Source organism: Dysgonomonas sp. Marseille-Q5470, assembly GCF_951230145.1.
Classification (GTDB): Bacteria; Bacteroidota; Bacteroidia; order Bacteroidales; family Dysgonomonadaceae; genus Dysgonomonas.
On the sequence record NZ_CATNVE010000010.1, the window covers coordinates 20,851 to 40,860 of the forward strand.

General features: G+C 36.9%; 15 protein-coding genes. 10 read left to right on the forward strand and 5 right to left on the reverse strand.

Annotation, left to right across the window (positions count from 1 at the left end):
• Positions 1 to 17: 17 nt before the first annotated feature.
• Positions 18 to 3,221, reverse strand: a complete 3,204-nt coding sequence (gene mfd / locus QOX35_RS14080; RefSeq protein ID WP_283687556.1) for a transcription-repair coupling factor — start codon at positions 3,219 to 3,221, stop codon at positions 18 to 20.
• Between the two features lie 727 nt (positions 3,222 to 3,948).
• Between mfd and ilvD the strand changes: the two genes are divergently transcribed.
• The 8 genes from ilvD (at position 3,949) to QOX35_RS14120 (ending at position 12,495) form a co-directional block, all read left to right on the forward strand.
• Positions 3,949 to 5,778: a dihydroxy-acid dehydratase gene (gene ilvD / locus QOX35_RS14085; protein WP_283687459.1), complete on the forward strand. Its 1,830-nt coding sequence runs from the start codon at positions 3,949 to 3,951 to the stop codon at positions 5,776 to 5,778.
• A 26-nt stretch (positions 5,779 to 5,804) separates the two neighbouring features.
• A complete protein-coding gene (ilvB, locus tag QOX35_RS14090; RefSeq protein WP_135106086.1) occupies positions 5,805 to 7,508 on the forward strand; it encodes a biosynthetic-type acetolactate synthase large subunit in 1,704 nt (567 codons plus the stop codon).
• A 68-nt stretch (positions 7,509 to 7,576) separates the two neighbouring features.
• Positions 7,577 to 8,134 (forward strand): acetolactate synthase small subunit, encoded by a 558-nt coding sequence (ilvN, locus tag QOX35_RS14095; RefSeq protein WP_135106084.1) that lies wholly within the window; start codon positions 7,577 to 7,579, stop codon positions 8,132 to 8,134.
• 24 nt (positions 8,135 to 8,158) lie between these two features.
• Positions 8,159 to 8,902 (forward strand): acyl-[acyl-carrier-protein] thioesterase, encoded by a 744-nt coding sequence (locus tag QOX35_RS14100; RefSeq protein WP_283687460.1) that lies wholly within the window; start codon positions 8,159 to 8,161, stop codon positions 8,900 to 8,902.
• Positions 8,903 to 8,933: 31 nt separating this feature from the next.
• Complete coding sequence (gene ilvC, locus QOX35_RS14105; protein ID WP_135106081.1) at positions 8,934 to 9,980, forward strand: ketol-acid reductoisomerase; 1,047 nt, start codon at positions 8,934 to 8,936, stop codon at positions 9,978 to 9,980.
• A gap of 135 nt (positions 9,981 to 10,115) precedes the next feature.
• The gene (locus QOX35_RS14110) at positions 10,116 to 10,733 is read left to right on the forward strand and encodes a hypothetical protein (protein ID WP_252637427.1); all 618 of its coding nucleotides are present in this window, start codon (positions 10,116 to 10,118) and stop codon (positions 10,731 to 10,733) included.
• A gap of 107 nt (positions 10,734 to 10,840) precedes the next feature.
• Positions 10,841 to 11,809, forward strand: a complete 969-nt coding sequence (locus QOX35_RS14115; protein WP_283687461.1) for an alpha/beta hydrolase — start codon at positions 10,841 to 10,843, stop codon at positions 11,807 to 11,809.
• A gap of 122 nt (positions 11,810 to 11,931) precedes the next feature.
• Positions 11,932 to 12,495 (forward strand): 30S ribosomal protein S16, encoded by a 564-nt coding sequence (locus QOX35_RS14120; protein WP_283687462.1) that lies wholly within the window; start codon positions 11,932 to 11,934, stop codon positions 12,493 to 12,495.
• A gap of 66 nt (positions 12,496 to 12,561) precedes the next feature.
• On the opposite strand, the gene QOX35_RS14125 is transcribed toward QOX35_RS14120, so the two are convergent.
• The 3 genes from QOX35_RS14125 to QOX35_RS14135 all read right to left on the reverse strand — a co-directional run bounded on the left by QOX35_RS14125 (position 12,562) and on the right by QOX35_RS14135 (position 15,356).
• The gene (locus QOX35_RS14125; RefSeq protein ID WP_283687463.1) at positions 12,562 to 13,599 is read right to left on the reverse strand and encodes a glycosyltransferase; all 1,038 of its coding nucleotides are present in this window, start codon (positions 13,597 to 13,599) and stop codon (positions 12,562 to 12,564) included.
• A gap of 75 nt (positions 13,600 to 13,674) precedes the next feature.
• Positions 13,675 to 14,586, reverse strand: a complete 912-nt coding sequence (locus QOX35_RS14130; protein WP_283687464.1) for a dihydroorotate dehydrogenase — start codon at positions 14,584 to 14,586, stop codon at positions 13,675 to 13,677.
• Positions 14,574 to 15,356 carry a dihydroorotate dehydrogenase electron transfer subunit gene (locus tag QOX35_RS14135; protein WP_283687465.1) on the reverse strand — a complete coding sequence of 261 codons (783 nt, stop codon included), beginning with the start codon at positions 15,354 to 15,356 and terminating at the stop codon, positions 14,574 to 14,576. The genes QOX35_RS14130 and QOX35_RS14135 overlap by 13 nt, the downstream gene beginning before the upstream one ends.
• Positions 15,357 to 15,651: 295 nt before the next feature.
• On the opposite strand from QOX35_RS14135, the gene tnaA reads away from it, so the two are divergent.
• The gene (tnaA, locus tag QOX35_RS14140) at positions 15,652 to 17,028 is read left to right on the forward strand and encodes a tryptophanase TnaA (RefSeq protein ID WP_283687466.1); all 1,377 of its coding nucleotides are present in this window, start codon (positions 15,652 to 15,654) and stop codon (positions 17,026 to 17,028) included.
• Between the two features lie 244 nt (positions 17,029 to 17,272).
• Here tnaA and QOX35_RS14145 read toward each other — a convergent pair whose 3' ends face one another.
• On the reverse strand, positions 17,273 to 17,767 hold the full coding sequence (locus QOX35_RS14145) for a helix-turn-helix domain-containing protein (protein WP_283687467.1): 495 nt from the start codon (positions 17,765 to 17,767) through the stop codon (positions 17,273 to 17,275).
• A gap of 594 nt (positions 17,768 to 18,361) precedes the next feature.
• On the opposite strand from QOX35_RS14145, the gene QOX35_RS14150 reads away from it, so the two are divergent.
• Complete coding sequence (locus QOX35_RS14150; RefSeq protein ID WP_283687468.1) at positions 18,362 to 19,996, forward strand: dipeptidase; 1,635 nt, start codon at positions 18,362 to 18,364, stop codon at positions 19,994 to 19,996.
• Positions 19,997 to 20,010 lie beyond the last annotated feature (14 nt).

Here is a 20,010-nt window from a genome sequence, read left to right on the forward strand (position 1 = left end):
CTTTTCTCTTTTTTTGTTTACAGCCCGTTTATTTCTGATAATACCATACAAGCTGTCTCTACATTTGGAATGCTCTGTATGCTCACCGAACGCCTTCCGTTCCTGTCTTTCAATTCGCACTTACGAGGATACTTCTGGATGTAATTGAGTAATTTATCGAACGCTTTCGACTGATAGTATGGTGACTCCGAATTTGTAACCAAGAATAAACTCATTCTTCCATTTTTTAAAACGACCTTTTCGATACCCAGTGTTTTGGCTATAGATCGAAGCCGAACTACCAGAATCAACTCTCGACCTTCGGGTGGAATTTTTCCGAAACGATCTTCGAGACGCTCTGTAAATTGCATTATATCCGACTCTTTCTCCATATTATCGAGCTCCCGATAGAGAGTAATACGTTCCGAATCATTTGGTATATAAAGAGCAGGGAACAAAAGTTCAAGATCACTTTCTATCTGAACATCATCAACAAAGTTTTCTCCCGAAATCTTATTATCTTCATCAGCCTCATGATAGAGTTCTGCAAACTCATCATTTTTGAGCTCATTGACTGCTTCCGTCAATATTTTCTGATAAACTTCATATCCTAAATCTGCGATAAAACCACTCTGTTCTGCTCCAAGCAGATTTCCGGCTCCACGAATATCCAAATCCTGCATAGCAATGTGGAATCCATGACCCAGTTCCGAGAAGTTCTCAATTGCTTGCAATCGTCTTCTAGCCTCAGGAGTCAAGGTATGCAACGGAGGCGCTAATAGATACGCAAAAGCCTTCTTATTGCTTCGTCCAACACGTCCACGCAATTGATGCAGATCGCTCAAACCAAAATTCTGAGCATTGTTTATTATTATCGTATTTGCATTAGGAATATCAATACCCGACTCCACAATTGAAGTTGCTATCAATACGTCATATTCTTGGTTTACAAAGTCTATAATAATCGATTCCAGCTTGGTGGGATCCATTTGTCCATGCCCAACGGCAATACGAGCATCAGGAACCTCTCTCTTTATTATATCTTCAAGTTCATGTATATTCTTTATCCTGTTATTGATAAAGAATACCTGCCCGTTACGGCTCATTTCAAACTCTATCGCTTCACGAATAATCAACGGATCGAATGTATGTACTTCAGTCTGTATCGGATACCTGTTTGGAGGAGGCGTTGTTATTGCAGACAAATCTCTTGCTCCCATTAACGAAAACTGCAATGTACGTGGAATAGGCGTAGCTGTCATCGTTAAAGTATCCACATTGGACTTCATTTGCTTCAATTTCTCTTTTACAGCAACACCAAACTTTTGCTCTTCGTCTATTATAAGCAAGCCCAAATCTTTAAACTGTATATCTTTGCCAACAATGCGATGCGTACCAATCAGTATATCAACTTTTCCTTCTTTCAGATCGTTTAGAACCTCTTTAATTTGTCCTGCCGACCGTGCCCTGCTGATATATTCTACACGGCAAGGAAAGTCTTTAAGCCTCTCTTTAAATGTTTGATAGTGCTGATAGGCTAAAACTGTTGTAGGAACCAATACTGCAACTTGCTTATTATCTGTTACGGCCTTAAATGCAGCCCGAATAGATACTTCTGTTTTTCCAAACCCAACATCGCCGCAAATCAAGCGATCCATCGGTTTGCTGTTCTCCATATCAAGTTTTACATCGGCAGTTGCTTTTACCTGATCGGGGGTATCTTCATAAATAAATGAGGCTTCGAGCTCATGCTGTAGAAAAGAATCGGGAGCAAAGCTAAACCCTTCTTCTTGTCGGCGTTTGGCGTATAGCTGTATAAGGTCGCGGGCAATATCTTTTACTTTATTTTTGGTTTTCTCCTTAATCTTATTCCATGCCCCTGTCCCTAATTTATTGATACGTGGCGGCTCGCCTTCTTTCCCTCTATATTTTGATATTTTATGTAAAGAGTGCAGGGAAACAAATATTACGTCATTATTCAAATAAATGAGTTTTATCAACTCCTGCATCTTCCCATTCATATCAGATCTTACAAGCCCACCAAATTGCCCTACACCATGATCGATATGTACGATATAATCTCCTATCTGAAACTGTTGAAGTTCCTTTAAAGAAAGAGCAAACTTCCCTGAACGTACCCTATCGGATTTAAGATTATATTTATGATAACGGTCAAAAATTTGATGATCGGTAAAACAGCAGATTTTTAAAGTTTCGTCAATAAACCCTTCTGATAGAGTCCTCTCCACAGGTGTAAAATTGATATTATCTCCCCTGTCTTCAAAAATAGACTTTAGCCGTTTCTGTTGCTTCTCACTGTCACTTAATATATATATAGTATAATCTCTATCGAGATACTTATGAAGAGTTTCACTGATCAGGTCAAAGTTTTTATGAAACGAAGGTTGTATATCTGTTTTGAATTCGACAACAGCTTCTACCTGTACTTTGTTCCCGAAATGAATATGCTTGAATCCCTTAACCAACGCATCATATTCATCCCTTAACGTCAACTTATTTTGTAAATCTTTCTCATATTCAGGATTATCCAGAATAGTAGAATCATTATATACACTCTCTACCTTGTCGCTAGCCCATACAAAATCCTTAAATGCAATAACCGTATCATTCGGAATCAGTTTCAACAATGACTCCCGATCCATATTCGACTTTTGCATGTCAGGGATAATCTGTATCTGGTTTAGTTTCTCTTTCGACAACTGTGTTTCGATATCAAAAGTTCGTATTGTACTCACTTCATCTCCAAAAAAGTCGATACGATAAGGATATTCGCTCGAAAAAGAAAAAACGTCCAGTATACTTCCCCTGATAGCATATTGTCCCGGTTCATATACATAGTCAACGTATTCAAATCCAAAACTATCCAACATCTCAGATACGAAATTACGATCGATCTCTTCATCCACCGACATCTGTATCGTATTCTTCTTCAGTATATCTTTAGCTACAGCCTTTTCGGCTAAAGCTTCCGGATATGTTACGATTATCAGGTTTTTATCTTCAACCTGTAACTGTCCCATGACCTCGGTACGAAGAATTTCATTGGCAGCATCTATCTGTCCGTACTTTATCGCCCGTTTGTATGCCGAAGGAAAGAATAAAACTTTATCCGAGTCTAAAATCTGATTCAAGTCGTGATAAAAATACCCCGCACTTTCTAAGTCGTTTAGCACAAACAAATAGCAGCTATCTGTCTTGTGAAACAAAGCTGTAGCAAGCATAGACGCTGACGAACCCTGCAAACCTTTAACATAGATATCTTTATGCTTAGACAATAAATCTATTATTGCGGGTATATTTTTGTGAGTCTCAAAAATCTGTTGTAGTATGGATAATTTTAGCACTGTAAAAAATTTAATTGGGATGCAAAATTAATAAAATTATTGTTGTGTTGTATTTGCAACGTGTTTATAATATGGATATAATATATAAATTTTATCAATCCTAAACATTTAATACCTCATATCAACTCAATGTAAATATTACTCTCAAAAAGTGACAAACCACACAAACAACAACATACTACATATCAATAATATACAAACAAAAGGTGACAAAAGTGACACTTTTTATAAAGGTTTTATACTGTCACTTTATACACACTCGAAAACCTCTACCATTAGACAATTTTACACGAATATTGTAACATCAATTGCAAGTGCTGAAGCCAATCCATTAAGAGATATTTAATGACTAGTTTCCTAGTCAACTTAAAAAAAATGGGATAAAATTTGTTTTTAAAAAAAAGTTTATAACTTTGTGATCACTTTTATAGCGAAATAATGACAAATTGCTTTTTACATATCCTCAGTCTCATTGATATTCTCCTCGTCGGTCAGAATAAATGAGAAAGGTATGTATATGAAGTTAAGTATATAATAAGGAAATTAACATAGGCCTTTCTCATTCAATGGGAAAGGTTTTTTTTTAACTGTATGTATAATTGTTATGGGATTTGAATTAAGAAGTTCGACTAGTACACAAGGACGGCGTATGGCCGGGGCCAGAGCCCTATGGAGAGCCAATGGCATGAAAGAAGAACAAATGGGAAAACCTCTCATTGCTATCGTCAATTCATTTACTCAATTTGTCCCGGGACACGTACACCTTCATGATATAGGCCAGAAAGTAAAAGCAGAAATTGAAGCTTTGGGATGCTTTGCTGCCGAATTTAATACCATAGCTATAGACGATGGTATTGCCATGGGACACGATGGAATGTTATACTCTCTTCCATCACGAGATTTGATTGCAGATAGTGTAGAATATATGGTGAATGCTCACAAAGCAGATGCAATGGTATGTATTAGCAATTGTGACAAGATCACTCCCGGTATGCTGATGGCAGCGATGAGATTAAACATCCCAACTGTATTTGTATCCGGAGGACCAATGGAAGCAGGAGAGCTTGACAATAAACACCTCGACCTGATAGATGCGATGATAAAAGCTGCGGATGATACCGTTTCCGATAAAGAAGTAAACGCCATAGAACGTGCGGCATGTCCTACATGCGGATCTTGTTCGGGCATGTTTACTGCTAACTCGATGAACTGCCTGAACGAAGCCATAGGGCTTGCATTACCGGGCAATGGAACAATCGTTGCCACTCATGCAAACCGATCTAAATTATTCCAAGATGCTGCAAAACAGATTGTAAATAATGCTTACCGTTATTACAGAGACGGTGACGAATCGGTACTTCCCAGAAATATAGCTACCAAAACGGCTTTTCTGAATGCTATGACATTAGATATAGCGATGGGAGGTTCTACAAATACGATCCTTCACCTGCTAGCCATAGCACAAGAAGGCGAAGTAGACTTCACAATGGACGATATAGACAAACTGTCGCGCAAAACACCATGTTTGTGCAAAGTAGCTCCTAATACTCAAAAATATCATATACAAGATGTCAACCGTGCAGGAGGTATAATTGGTATTTTGAACGAATTGAATAAGGGTGGGTTGATTAATACTGCCGTTTCACGAATCGATGGACTTTCTCTTGCGGAAGCTATAGAGAAATATGATATAACAAAAGCTAATCCAGAAAAAGCCGCAGAAAATTTATATAAATCAGCACCCGGAAATAAGTTTAATCTTGTAATGGGCTCTCAAAACAGCAGCTACCCTACTCTCGATACCGACAGAGAAAACGGCTGTATCCGCAGTATGGAGCATGCATATACCAAAGACGGAGGATTGGCTATATTGAAAGGTAACATCGCCCTGAATGGATGTGTTGTAAAAACTGCGGGTGTAGATGAAAGTATATTCAAGTTTTCGGGAACAGCCAAAGTTTTTCACTCTCAGGATGCGGCATGTGAAGGAATATTGAAAGGCGATGTACAAGCCGAAGATGTTGTTGTCATCACATACGAAGGACCTAAAGGAGGACCGGGTATGCAGGAAATGCTCTACCCTACATCATATATCAAATCTAAGCACCTGGGTAAAGAATGCGCCCTTATTACAGACGGACGCTTCTCGGGCGGAACATCAGGTCTTTCTATCGGTCACGTTTCTCCCGAAGCTGCATCTGGTGGCGCTATTGGCTTGGTTAAAGATGGAGATATTATAGATATAGATATTCCTAACCGTTCTATCGATGTACGTATATCCGATGTAGAACTGGAAGCTCGCCGACAAGAGGAGCTTGCCAAAGGTAAAGATGCATTCAAACCTAATCGTAATCGTACGGTATCCAAAGCATTACGAGCCTATGCAAGTATGGTTAGTTCGGCTGATTTAGGTGGAATAAGAATCATTGAATAAAACAGCACAAAATAGAGACAAATATCATGGATAAAAATAAAATTACAGGAAGTGAAGCCCTTATTCAATCTTTGTTGAGTGAAGGTGTAGATACCATATTCGGGTATCCGGGTGGAGCCATAATGCCCGTATTTGACAGTTTATATCATTATAAAGATAAAATAAATCATATTCTTGTTCGTCACGAACAAGGTGCTACACATGCTGCTCAAGGGTTTGCACGCACTTCGGGTAAAGTTGGCGTTGCGCTGGTAACATCGGGCCCCGGTGCAACCAATACCGTAACAGGAATTGCTGATGCAATGATAGATAGCACACCTATAGTTGTTATATCCGGGCAGGTTGCTTCTTCCTTACTAGGAAGTGATGCCTTTCAGGAAGCAGATGTAGTAGGTATTACACAGCCTGTATGCAAATGGGCATATCAGATTCGCAGAGCCGAAGACATCCCATCGGCAGTAGCTAGGGCATTCTATATAGCATCAACAGGAAGACCCGGACCGGTAGTTCTGGATATAACCAAAGATGCTCAGTTTGGGCAAATGGATAAATCAGAATACAAAAAAGTTGATTTTATCCGTAGCTATCAGCCTAAACCCGAAGTAAAACTATCAGAAATGGAAGTAGCTGCCCAAATAATAAACAGTGCAAAGAAACCTCTAGCACTTGTGGGACAGGGTGTTATTTTGGGCGGAGCAGAAAAAGAATTGCTTGCTTTTCTCGAAAAGGCCGGCATTCCTGCGGCATCTACGGTATTGGGACTATCTGCCATACCCTCCGACCATCCTTTACAGATTGGTATGTTAGGGATGCATGGCAATGTTGGCCCTAATCAGAAAACAAATGAATGTGATGTACTTATTGGCATTGGCATGCGTTTCGACGACCGTGTAACGGGAGATCTTAAGACGTACGCAAAACAGGCAAAAGTAATCCACTTTGATATCGATAAAGCTGAAATAAACAAGAATGTATCTGTTACAGCACGTGTACTCGGAGATGTAAAGGATACGCTACCAAAGGTGACAGAATTACTAACCCCTGCCACGCATAGCGAATGGCTTGGAGAGTTTAAAGCATGTTATCAAAGAGAGTACGACGTTGTCATAGATAGCGAACTATATCCAACATCGGGACAATTAAAGATGGGTGAAGTTATCAATAAAGTATCCGAAGCTACAAACCACGATGCTGTATTGGTCACGGATGTAGGTCAACATCAGATGATGGCTGTGCGCTACTTCAAGTACAACCAAAGCCGTAGTGTGGTTACATCAGGAGGGCTGGGCACAATGGGCTTTGGATTACCTGCTGCGATCGGCGCAAAATACGGCACACCCGATCGTACAGTATGCCTTTTTGTTGGCGATGGAGGTATTCAGATGACCATACAGGAGTTAGGTACGATCATGCAGTATAACGTTGACGTTAAAATCATTATATTGAACAACCACTTCTTGGGAATGGTACGCCAGTGGCAAGAACTATTCTTTGATGAAAGATATTCTGAAACCCGGATGAATAATCCTGATTTTGTGAAAATAGCTGAAGCATATAATATTCCGGCAAAGAAGGTGGACGACCGCAATGAATTGGACGGAGCAATAAAAGAAATGCTGGATCACAAAGGCGCTTATTTGCTAGACGTACAGGTAGAGGTTAAAGGCATGGTTTACCCGATGGTTCCTGCCGGTACTTGCGTTACAAATATATTATTAGGGAACGAATAAGTTCATTATATTGATTAGATTCGTTAAATTTGAAACTGTCTAATATTACAGTTGTAAAAATAAATCTTATGCAAGATAAAACATTATATACGATAACTATATTTTCAGAGAATACTGTTGGTCTGTTGAGTCAGGTAACCAGTGTATTCGTTCGTCGTCAATTGAATATTGAGACTCTATCTGTTTCTGCTTCAGCTTTAGAAGGCATACATAAGTTTACCATCACTGTTTTTTGTGACGAAGATGTTGTAAAAAAGGTTGTACTCCAGATAGATAAGCGAGTAGATGTGCTGAAAGCGTATTACAATACCGATGAAGAGCTTATTCATCAAGAAATCGCTCTCTATAAACTATCTACTCCCGATTTTCTTAAGATAGAATCGGTAGAAGAGCTTATCCGCAAACACAATGCGCATATTCTCGATATAAATGAAAACTGTGTTGTTTTGGAAAAAACAGGACACTATAAAGAGACTCAATATCTATTTGAAGAACTGAGTAAAAGTATTGGAGTTCTGCAATTTATACGTTCGGGTCGGATAGCGATTACAAAATCGAAAGTTGAGAGATTAAGCGACATGCTAGCGGAGTTAGATAAAAGACATAAATCGCAAGACACAAATTAATATATCCATTCAAAACTATATTTAATGTTTGCTCCTATAGGAAGATACGAATTTACGATCGATGCATACTTAACCGATTTCAGAGGCAGAGCCACTTTGCCCATGATTGGAGGTTTTATGCTGCAAGCAGCAACGAAGCATGCCGATGAACGTGGGTTTGGATACTCATCAATGACTTCTCAGCAACGAGTCTGGGTTTTGTCTCGAATGGCAATCGAGCTGTTCGAATATCCGAAAAACGATACTAACATGATAATCAAGACGTGGATTGTTAGTGTAAACAGATTGTTCACAGAGCGTCATTTTGCTTTCGAAGACTCTGACGGAAAAACTATGGGCTATGCGAGATCACTATGGGCTTCAATAGATCTTAAAACTCGTAAACCGACCAATCTGACAGAGCTGGATGGGTTGTCTGATTATATCTATACGGAAAAAGAATGTCCGATAGAGGGATTGAGCAAAATCTCAGCGTTGAAGGATGATTATGAAAAAGCGGATGAGTTTATTGTAAAATATAGCGATGTGGATATCAATAAACACCTGAACAGTATGAAGTATATTGAACATTTTGTAGATGTGTTTGATATAGATATGTTCAAGGATAAAGAAATCAGACGGATTGAGATAAATTATATATCCGAAGGGCGCTACGGCTCCAAGTTGGATATATTGAAAAGAGAAGAAGAAGATTCTAATTTTATTTTAGAAATGAAAGACGGGGAAACGAGTGTATGCTCGACCTGTATTATATGGAAACAATTTTGAACCTAAATATTTTATTTAATAAAAACAAATTATGGCAGAAATGAACTTTGGCGGGGTAGTAGAAAAAGTAGTTACCCGTGAAGAATTCCCTTTGGAAAAAGCAAGAGAAGTATTGAAAAATGAAACCATTGCTGTTATCGGTTATGGCGTACAAGGTCCGGGACAAGCATTAAACCTTAGAGATAATGGGTTTAACGTAATCGTAGGACAAAGAAAAGGTGGCAAAACATGGGAAAAAGCAATAGCAGACGGATGGGTTCCGGGCGAAACATTATTTGATATCGAAGAAGCTGCAGCCAAAGGTACTATCATACAATATCTATTGTCAGATGCTGCTCAGATAGAAGTGTGGCCACGTCTTAAGCCTTACCTGACTGCCGGAAAAGCTCTTTACTTTTCTCATGGGTTTGGTATTACATATAAAGAACGTACAGGAATTGTTCCTCCTGCCGACATCGATGTAATTCTTGTTGCTCCAAAAGGTTCAGGAACAAGTCTTCGTCGCATGTTCCTCGAAGGTCGCGGTTTGAATTCAAGCTATGCTATATTCCAGGATGCTACAGGTCGTGCATTCGAAAGAACTGTATCTCTGGGTATTGGCGTTGGTTCGGGATATTTGTTTGAAACAGATTTCAAACGTGAAGTATATTCTGACCTTACAGGTGAGCGTGGTACATTGATGGGTGCTATACAAGGTATCCTGCTTGCTCAATATGAAGTGTTACGTGAAAACGGTCACTCACCGTCCGAAGCATTTAACGAAACTGTAGAAGAGCTTACTCAATCTTTGATGCCTCTATTTGCAGAAAAAGGAATGGACTGGATGTATGCAAATTGTTCTACTACAGCACAACGTGGTGCACTAGACTGGATGGTACCTTTCCATGATGCTACAAAACCTGTATTTGCCAAATTATATTCAGAAGTAGCAAACGGTAATGAAGCACAACGCTCTATCGATACCAACTCTAAACCTGACTATCGTGAAAAACTAGAAGAAGAACTAAAAGCTCTTCGTGAAAGCGAAATGTGGCGTACAGGAGCAGTTGTGAGAAAATTGAGACCAGAAAATAACTAATTATTGATTTCAATATTATACGTATGAAGAGGCTGTTTTTATTCAGCCTCTTTTTATTTATTAGTCTATCTAATCCAAATTCTCTATCTTTGTTTTTTACGATTTATTATTAAGCTTAACACATATTTTAATCACATGAGAAAATTAACGATTTTATCACTTATTATCCTTTCCGCTATTATAACAACCCTTAGTTCCTGTTCGGGCTGTGTAAAACAAGCAACAAAAAAAGTTACAGAAACCGGTATAAATGCTATAGAAGGTGTTGCCGAGGCTGTAGACGAACACGGTGCCCGAGTTGGTGAAAAAGCAACAGATGCAGCAGGAAAACTTGCTGATGGTATAGGAAAAAGCCTAGACAGACAAATGAATGAGCATGCCGAAAAAGTAGCTTCGGTGATGGGTCGTACCTTGGTTCAGACAGTAGAAGGTCTGGATAAAGGAGCTACCGGGCAATATTATGATCCTATTTCATATAATGCAAATATTTGCACAGGTGTAAGTCTCGATTATTTAGGTAAAATCAAGTCTAAAGCTGTAGTAGATGCCTATTTTATCATCCTCGAAAAAGGAATATATAACTGTAAAATAGAGCTTGAAGGAAGTAAAGGGATATTCATTACAAAAGAAACAGAAATAGATAAGCCTGTAACCGAACGGAGATATTCACTTGTCAGCTTTGCTCTAAATATAGAAGAAGAAAAAGAGTTTTCGAATGCAGTTTCTGCAAAAGTAACTATTGTAAAAAAATAAAAAATCAGTATATAAAATGTTATTTATCAATATTTGAGAAAACAACAGTTAATAAGAAGCCGTTAAAAAAGAGGTTAGTAATTGATAATAATTAAATTTTTAAGATTATGAATACCTCGGATTTTTTAAAAGACCCGCATTTGAGTAAAGAAACCAAAGAGTATCTGAAGGTTTTGAATTCCGGTGGAAAACCTGTTGAATCATTACCTGTATCCGATGCTCGTAATGTATTGGTCGATACCCAAGCTGCAATAAAAGTAGATGTTAGTGGTATTGAGGAAACAGAAAAAGTAATATTAGTCGATGAACATGATATAAAACTATATATTGTACGGCCAGAGAAAACTAAAGGGAAACTCCCTGTTTTTATTTTTATACATGGTGGTGGCTGGGTTCTTGGAGATTATCAAACTCATAAACGCCTGGTTCGCGACTTAGTCGTTGAATCAGGATATGCTTGTGTCTTTATTGAATATAGCCGTTCGCCCGAAGCTAAATATCCAATAGCATTGAATGAATGTTATGCTGCCACAAAGTGGGTTGCAGAACATGGCGATGAAATAAATGTAGATGGAAAAAGGTTAGCTATTGTAGGAAATAGCGCAGGAGGAAATATGACTATCGGGACTTGTCTGAAGGCAAAGGATAATAAAGGACCGGATATTAAATGTCAGATTCTATTATGGCCATATTCAGACGCTGGTATAAACACCGAATCATTTAAAAAATATGGAGAAGAAAGATTCCTGACTAAATCTTTAATGATTTGGATGAGAGACAACTACTTGTCAGACAGAACGCAACACGATGATATTTATGTATCCCCTGTACGTACTACAACCAACGAGTTGAAAGGATTGCCTCCTACACTCATCGAAGTTGCCGAAAATGATATATTGAGAGATGCCGGAGAAGAATTAGGGCGCAAGCTTGATGAAGCCGGAGTTGATGTTACCACAGTAAGATTTAACGGAGTTATTCATGATTGGGGTCTATTGAATGGTTATGCAGATCTACCTTCGACCAGAAATATGATAATATTCACGGCAGCTATTCTTAAGAAATATTTAGAATAACCCTTATATAGTTAGTAAGAGAGTAAATAACTCTATATCATTTTTATTGTATAACAAAAACTTATTCTTATCTTTGCACCCGCTAATAACAATTATGTATAATTAAAATTAACTAGAAAGAAATGGCTACAAAGATCCGTTTACAAAGACGAGGACGTAAAGGTTATCCTTTTTACCACATCGTCATTGCAGATAGCAGAGCTCCACGTGATGGAAAATTTATTGAAAAGGTTGGTTCTTATAATCCAAATACCAATCCTGCTACGATAACTATAAATTTCGACAGGGCTTTGTACTGGTTACAAGTTGGTGCTCAACCTACCGACACTACTCGTAACATCCTTTCTGAAGAAGGTGTTTTGTTAAAGAAACACTTACTTGGTGGTGTTGCTAAAGGTGCATTTACTGAAGCTGATGCAGAAAGTAAATTTGAAGCATGGAAAGCTGAAAAAGAAAAAGGTACTCAAGCAGCTATCAACAAGAACCAAACAAAAGCTCAGGCAGACGCAAAAGCTCGTTTAGACGCTGAAAAAGCAGCAAACAAAGCAAAAGCTGAAGCTGTAGCTCAAAAGAAAGCAGAAGAAAATGCAGCACAGGCAGAAGCTGAAGCTGAAACAAGTGAAGAAGTAGTAGGAACACCTACTGCTGAAACAGAAGCTCCTGCAGAAGAGAAAAGTGCTGAATAATTTGTTTTAAACAGCATAAAAAAGGCATCCGATTGGATGCCTTTTCTTTTTTATAACAGATAGATATTATTTTTCATCCAACTTTATTTTATTCATTGCTTGCTTAATATAGTAACCTGACTCTATCTGTAAGCTGAGTTTTATTGTATTTCGCTTCATCTCATTATATTCCTCTTTTGTAAGAGACAATAAACGCGGCTTTATTTCTGATAATGAATTTATCGAAAAACCAACACCGTGCTCTAAAACAAATGGTGCCATAGCTGCTTGATTCCAAATAATTACAGGTAAATGACAACGAATATATAATGATACTTTGTGAGGATTATTAAATTGTAGATAAGAACCGAAACTACCGGAACAAGTATCAATAGAATCACCATCCCAAACCAGTCCAAAATCACCCGTGATACTACTGATCAGATCATCACTCTGAACAAAACCTTTATAAACAAAGTAAGGATTTTTTAATTCCTGTTCTGTAGGCTCGAAACCTGTACCATAAAGATTGAAAATAAATGAGTCTACATGCTTACTAAATTCGTATAAGAATAAATTTTTACGTCGACTAAGCCCTCCTGCATAATTAACAACATAGTTTTGGTCATCATTGAATCTAAAACTTGAGGTATTTTTGTATTTTGACAGATAATCCCAAATATCAAGAGTCACAGTCTGTCCTTTGTAATTATTCTCTTCCAACCATTTCGCCATACTCTTATTTAAGGCTATAATGTAATCGGAATTATTTAGGAGCGTAATTTCTTTATCTACAGTAAGCTTCTGTCTTCTAAAAGTTCCTAAATCGTGGATAAGTGTAATGATTTTAGTGTTTTTCAAATGAGCAATACCACAAATGAATGCATAATATTTTTTCATCGGATACTGAAGAAATAAAATACCTTTAGATGGCATTCGTATTACCGCTTTTAGTATCCCTGTAATATTTAAAACAAAATCAATGATTTTATTGTTGCTCGAACTTTGTTTCCATCCTATATTCTTAAACCCAATACCTTGTAAAATTAACTCTACATCTGTTTTTGCTTTTCCACCAGCACTCTCTATTCCTTTATAGTTTCTGGATATAAAAACCTTTTTCATAGATTTATGTTAATTCATTTTTACAAAGTTTATATAACTATCTAATCTTAAATTAGAAATATACCAACAATCAGATTATACTTGCAAAGCTCCTATAAGGTCTGTAATGGAATTGATATTATTCTTATCCAGATATTCTTTTATGCCATCTACAACCTTTACAGAAATTGTAGGGTCAATAAAATTATGTGTTCCTATCTGTATAGCAGAAGAGCCTGCAAGGATAAATTCAATGGCATCTTGCCACGATGATATTCCTCCCATACCTATCACGGGAATTTTTACAGCATTGTAAGTCTGCCAAACCATTCTAAGCGCAATAGGCTTCACACATGGGCCGGATAATCCTCCCGTAACAGTAGATAGCACCGGACGTCTTTTATTTATGTCTACAGCCATCCCCAGCAATGTATTGATCAGTGAAACAGCATCAGCACCTTCACCCTCTACAGCTTTTGCGATTTCTGTTATATCAGTTACATTAGGAGACAGCTTTACGATAAGGGTTTTGTTCCATACTTCACGTACAGCTTTTGTTACATCAGCAGCAGAACAAGCAGAAGTGCCGAATGCCATACCCCCTTCTTTTACATTTGGACAGGAAATATTAAGTTCAATAGCAGGTATTTTTTCGAGAGATACCAACTTTTGAGAACATTCTACATAATCTTCTATAGTTGATCCCGAAACATTCACAATAATGTTTGTATCAAAGTCTTTTATCTCGGGGTATATATTTGAAACAAAGTAATCTACGCCTTTATTTTGCAGTCCCACCGCATTAAGCATCCCCGATGGAGTTTCTGCCATACGAGGATAATCGTTCCCCTGCCTTTCGCGAATGGTAGTTCCTTTTACAAAAACACCACCAATTCGCCCCAAGTCCATAAAGTCAGAATATTCCTTTCCATACCCGAAAGTACCGGATGCTGTCATTACCGGATTCTTTAAATGCAGGTTTCCTATATTTATTTTTAGTTTATCCATGTCAAATTTTCTATATTAAATACGGGGCCCTCTGTACATACACAGACATTCCCTTCGCGCGTCTTCTCCACACAACATAAACAGACTCCAAACCCGCATGCCATAAGGTTTTCGAGTGATACTTCACACTCGATTTCATTCATATTGGCATATTTGGCTACAGCCACCATCATAGGCTTAGGACCACAGGTATAAATTTTAGATATTTGAGTATTTTTTAATACAGAGTGATCCGTTACATACCCTTTTTCTCCGAAACTTCCGTCTTCAGTGGTACAATACAATTCACCATATTTTCTGAAATCATCCAATTGGAGTAAATCATTTTTTGATCTTGCACCTAAAAGAAATTTAGGTTTATAGCCTGCTTCCCTGAGACGTGCGCCAAGGAATAACATAGGAGCAGTACCTACACCTCCGCCAATAAGAAGAAGTTCTTGCTCCGGATTCGAAGTAGGAACTGTAAATGTATTACCTAACGGTAATAGAAGGTTTACAATATCACCCTGTTTGTACTCACACATTTTCTTGGTTCCATCACCTACAGCCTGAACGAGTAGCCATAATTCGTTTTTTTGCTTATCCACAAAGTTTACCGAAATAGGACGTCTAAGATAAGTTGAGGGAGATCCATCAACTCTCACTTCTACAAATTGCCCGGGATGCATTTCGGTTAAGGGAGTGTTATCTGTTGTGGTGAGCTTAATGAGGCTATAGTTTTGGTTTAGTTGCTCATTTTGAGTAACAACTAAATCCATCATTTTTTTCATTAACCTATTATTTAGAGATAAATATTTCCTGAGTTATTTCGAGTACAAAGTTAATAAAGTTTGACTTTATAATAAAATTAGGAAAGACTTTAATTTATTCACAAGTTTTACTACCTTTATGTCAAACATATTACACTAATACAAGCATATATTGTATGAAAACAATCCAAAAGCACATCATTATTGCTATTAAAATATCATTTTGAAATAAGAGGTTTATAATCTGTTCTTCTTTTATTCATAGTGATTATCTATATCAAGCATTTGTCTAACATACATCTAAACATCAATAATTATGGAATTGCCTTTTGCCGAACCTTGGAAGATCAAAATGATCGAACCTATCCATAAAAGCACACGGGAAGAACGTGAACAATGGCTGAAAAATGCTAAATACAATATGTTTAAGTTAAGATCGGAACAAGTGTATATAGACCTGATAACAGACTCTGGAACAGGGGCTATGAGCGACAGGCAATGGGCTGGCATGATGGTTGGAGACGAGAGCTATGCCGGAGCGTCTTCATATTACAAAATGAAGGATATGATAACGCATATTACAGGGTTTGAATATGTTCTGCCTACACATCAGGGACGTGCTGCTGAGAATGTTTTATTTTCTTGTCTAATCAAAGAAGGAGACGTATGCCCGGGTAATTCGCATTTCGATACAACAAAAGGTCATATAGAATCCAGAAAGGCCATTGCGTTAGATTGTACGATAGATGAGGCTAAAGACACTCAACTTGAAATTCCATTCAAAGGGAATGTTGATATCAAAAAACTTGAGGAAGCACTGAAAAAGTATGGAGATCGTACACCCTTTATTATTATAACCATAACAAATAATACGGCAGGTGGACAACCTGTATCTATGCAGAATTTGCAGGAAACACGTATGATCGCAAATAAATATGCTAAAAAAGTAATATTTGACTCAGCCAGATTTGCAGAGAATGCATATTTTATCAAGAAACGAGAGAAAGGTTACGAAAACAAGACAATAAAAGAGATCTGCGACGAAATGTTCTCATATGCCGATGCTATGACCATGAGCGCGAAGAAAGATGCTATTGTAAATATGGGAGGATTCTTTGCTACAAATCTGAAAGAATGGTATGATGTAGCCAAAATAAAAGGAATTGCTTATGAGGGATACATTACCTATGGAGGTATGAGTGGACGTGATATGAATGCTTTGGCTATAGGGTTGGATGAAAATACAGAGTTTGAAAGTCTCGAAAGCAGAATAAAACAAATTGAATATCTTGGTAAGAAGCTTGATGAATATAATATTCCATATCAACGTCCGGCTGGAGGACATGCAATCTTTGTAGATGCGTCAAAAGTATTGCCAAACATACCTATAGAAGAGTTTCCGGCACAAACATTAGCTGTAGAATTATATCTTGAAGCGGGTATCAGAGGTTGTGAGATCGGTTATCTATTAGCAGACCGAGACCCTGTAACCCGGAAAAATCGTTTCGATGGGCTCGATTTACTACGGTTAGCCATACCACGGCGTGTTTATACAGACAATCACATGAATGTAATAGCTGTAGCGTTAAAGAATATATTCGATCGTAGAGAATCGATTACAAAAGGACTAACGATTACTTGGGAAGCTGATTTATTAAGACATTTTACAGTCGAACTTAAAAGGGTAAAATAGGAATATAATTATAGTATATAAGACAAAGGAACCTCTCGGAATATAAGAATTCGAGAGGTTTTTATTTTTTATGGAGAATTTTATCTTATACAAAAGTGTTCTTTGATATATTTTTGAATATATAAGAAGTTACATTAGTAATAAGTAATAAAAGTGCCATTTTTGTTACTTATTAAAGATAAACATATGTATACTAACCAATTACATTAAAAATACTGTATCGAATAAATAGAAAAGTAGATATTTATAATGGCTTGTTATCAGCATTAAATGTTTCGAAAGTACTATCAGAATAATATATAATTATTTTAGTTACTTTCCGCTCAGGTGCTTTTTGATATATAACAGATTGTTTTACAATGTCTTCTTCTACTTTTTGAGGCTTCTCAACTATTATTTCCTTGCGATATTCTGATTCAGACTTATCGGATGGCTGAGATATTTCATTCAGAGAGAATAAATCGGGCTGGAGATTCGAATTCACCGGTATAGTTGATGTAGCGAGATGCGATTTTTCTCTATTATTATCGGTTTTATACATTTTACCATTTCCGGTTAATAACCAATCCGAGTCGATATAATCCATTTTTGATAGTATACGAGATACAACATCCAAACTAGGATTATTACGTCCATTCAGTATATGAGATATAACAGCACGCCCTAATTGCAACTTATCTGCAAAAGCTGATGGCGTTAAGTGCTCATTATCCATTATAAGCTTGATTCTATCCTTCATATTTTTGTATATTATCAGAACACAAATGTAAACTTTATATTTTACAAATGGAGAATGTTTCGGTTTATATTTGTGAATTACATTTGGATACAATGATATACTTTTGTTTTATGTATATGTGTATACAATTGAATATAGCATAAATAAACACTTCATAATAAATATATAATAAACTAATTAGTATGTAAATAAATTAATAAAATACCTTATTTAGAGGCTGTATTATTGTATATAATGAATTATGGCTAATATATCTAAATTATTACTTTATTTTATTTAAATAATTATCTGATATATATAATATTATGATACATTTATTCAAGGATTTTAATATATTACAATTGTTTATTAAATGATCTATAGACAAGTTATATTCAAATGTAAACGTTACTACATTTGAGAATTTTTGTAATCATATGTTACAATATTAGTTTTGATAAGCTGTGGAACATTTGTAAACAGCTCTATAATTCACAAATGTTACAAGAAAGAAATACATTATGAAATACATCTTTATTAAAATGATACAATCATATCGCAGGAATAAATTAATTGAAGTATCTTTACGCTTATATAACAATAATTTATAATTCTATGAGGAAAATATCATTATTCATGTTATTTTGTTTTCTCTGCGAGATTCACATATTTGCTTGCACAAATTTTTTAGTTGGCAAATATGCGTCTGTCGATGGGTCAACAATGATAACATATTCGGCAGATTCTTACGCTCTATTTGGAGAGTTGTACCATTGGCCAGCAAAAAAATACTCACAAGGAGAAATGCTAAAAGTATATGAATGGGATTCCGGAAAATATTTAGGAGAAATAGCACAAGCTAGCCAAACATATAATGTAGTTGGTAACATGAACGAGTATCAAGTAACAATAGGCGAAACAACTTTTGGCGGACGTGAAGAATTGGCTGATCCGGATGGTATCATCGACTATGGAAGTCTTATATATATCGCATTGCAACGAGCCAAGACAGCAAGAGAAGCTATTAAAATAATGACCGACCTTGTTGCTGAATATGGCTACTATAGCGGAGGAGAGTCATTCTCGATAGGTGATCCGAATGAAATCTGGGTTTTAGAGATGATTGGTAAAGGTAAGGGAAACAGAGGAGCTGTTTGGGTAGCTGTACGTATACCTGACGACTGCATTTCGGCCCATGCAAATCAATCTCGTATACATCAATTTCCTCTAAAAGATCCAAAAAATTGCCTTTACTCAAAAGATGTTATTTCTTTTGCCCGTGAGAAAGGTTATTATACTGGTAAAGATGAAGACTTTAGCTTTTCTAAGGCATATAATCCCCTGGATTTTGGAGGTCAGCGTTTTTGTGAAGCTCGCGTTTGGAGTTTCTTCAACAAATGCAATAAAGACATGGCTAAGTTTGTGACCTATGCACAAGGAAAAACTCAGGAACCAATGCCTCTTTATATCAAACCAGATAAGAAATTATCTCTTGCTGATATACAAGGGATGATGAGAGACCATTACGAAGGAACTGAATTAGATTGGACTAACGATATTGGAGCCGGTCCTTTCAAATCTCCATATCGCTGGGCTCCGCTGACTTGGAAAGTAGATTCTGTAGAATATTGTAACGAACGCCCTATTGCAACTCAACAATCAGGTTTTGTATTCACATCTCAGATGCGTTCATGGCTACCAAATTCAATCGGTGGAGTATTATGGTTTGGAACAGATGATGCTGCTCAAACTGTATTTACACCGATGTATTGTTCTGTAACCGAGGTACCTGAATGTTATCGTGAAGGCAATGGTGATTTGTATACATTCTCTTGGACATCAAGCTTTTGGATTCAGAATTGGGTGTCAAATATGGTATATAATAAATACGATTATATGCATTCTGATTTGAAAAAGGTACAGGATGAATTAGAAGGAAAGTTCTTAGCTGAACAAAATAGTACTGAAAAGGAGGCATTAGAATTATATAAGAAATCGCCCGAACAAGCAGTTCAATTCTTAACTAAATATAGTGAAAAGCAAGCACAGTATGCTTTTGAAAAATGGAAAAAACTTGGTGAGTTCTTAGTCATCAAATATATGGATGGTGTTGTCCGTAAAGAAAAAGATGGTGAGTTTATCCGTAATGAACATGGAAAACCATCTTCGCCACAGCGAGTAGGGTATCCTAAAGATTTCTATGAGCGGGTAGTGAAGGAAACCGGAGATAAATATAAAGTTCTTTATTAAAATATTCAAGCCCC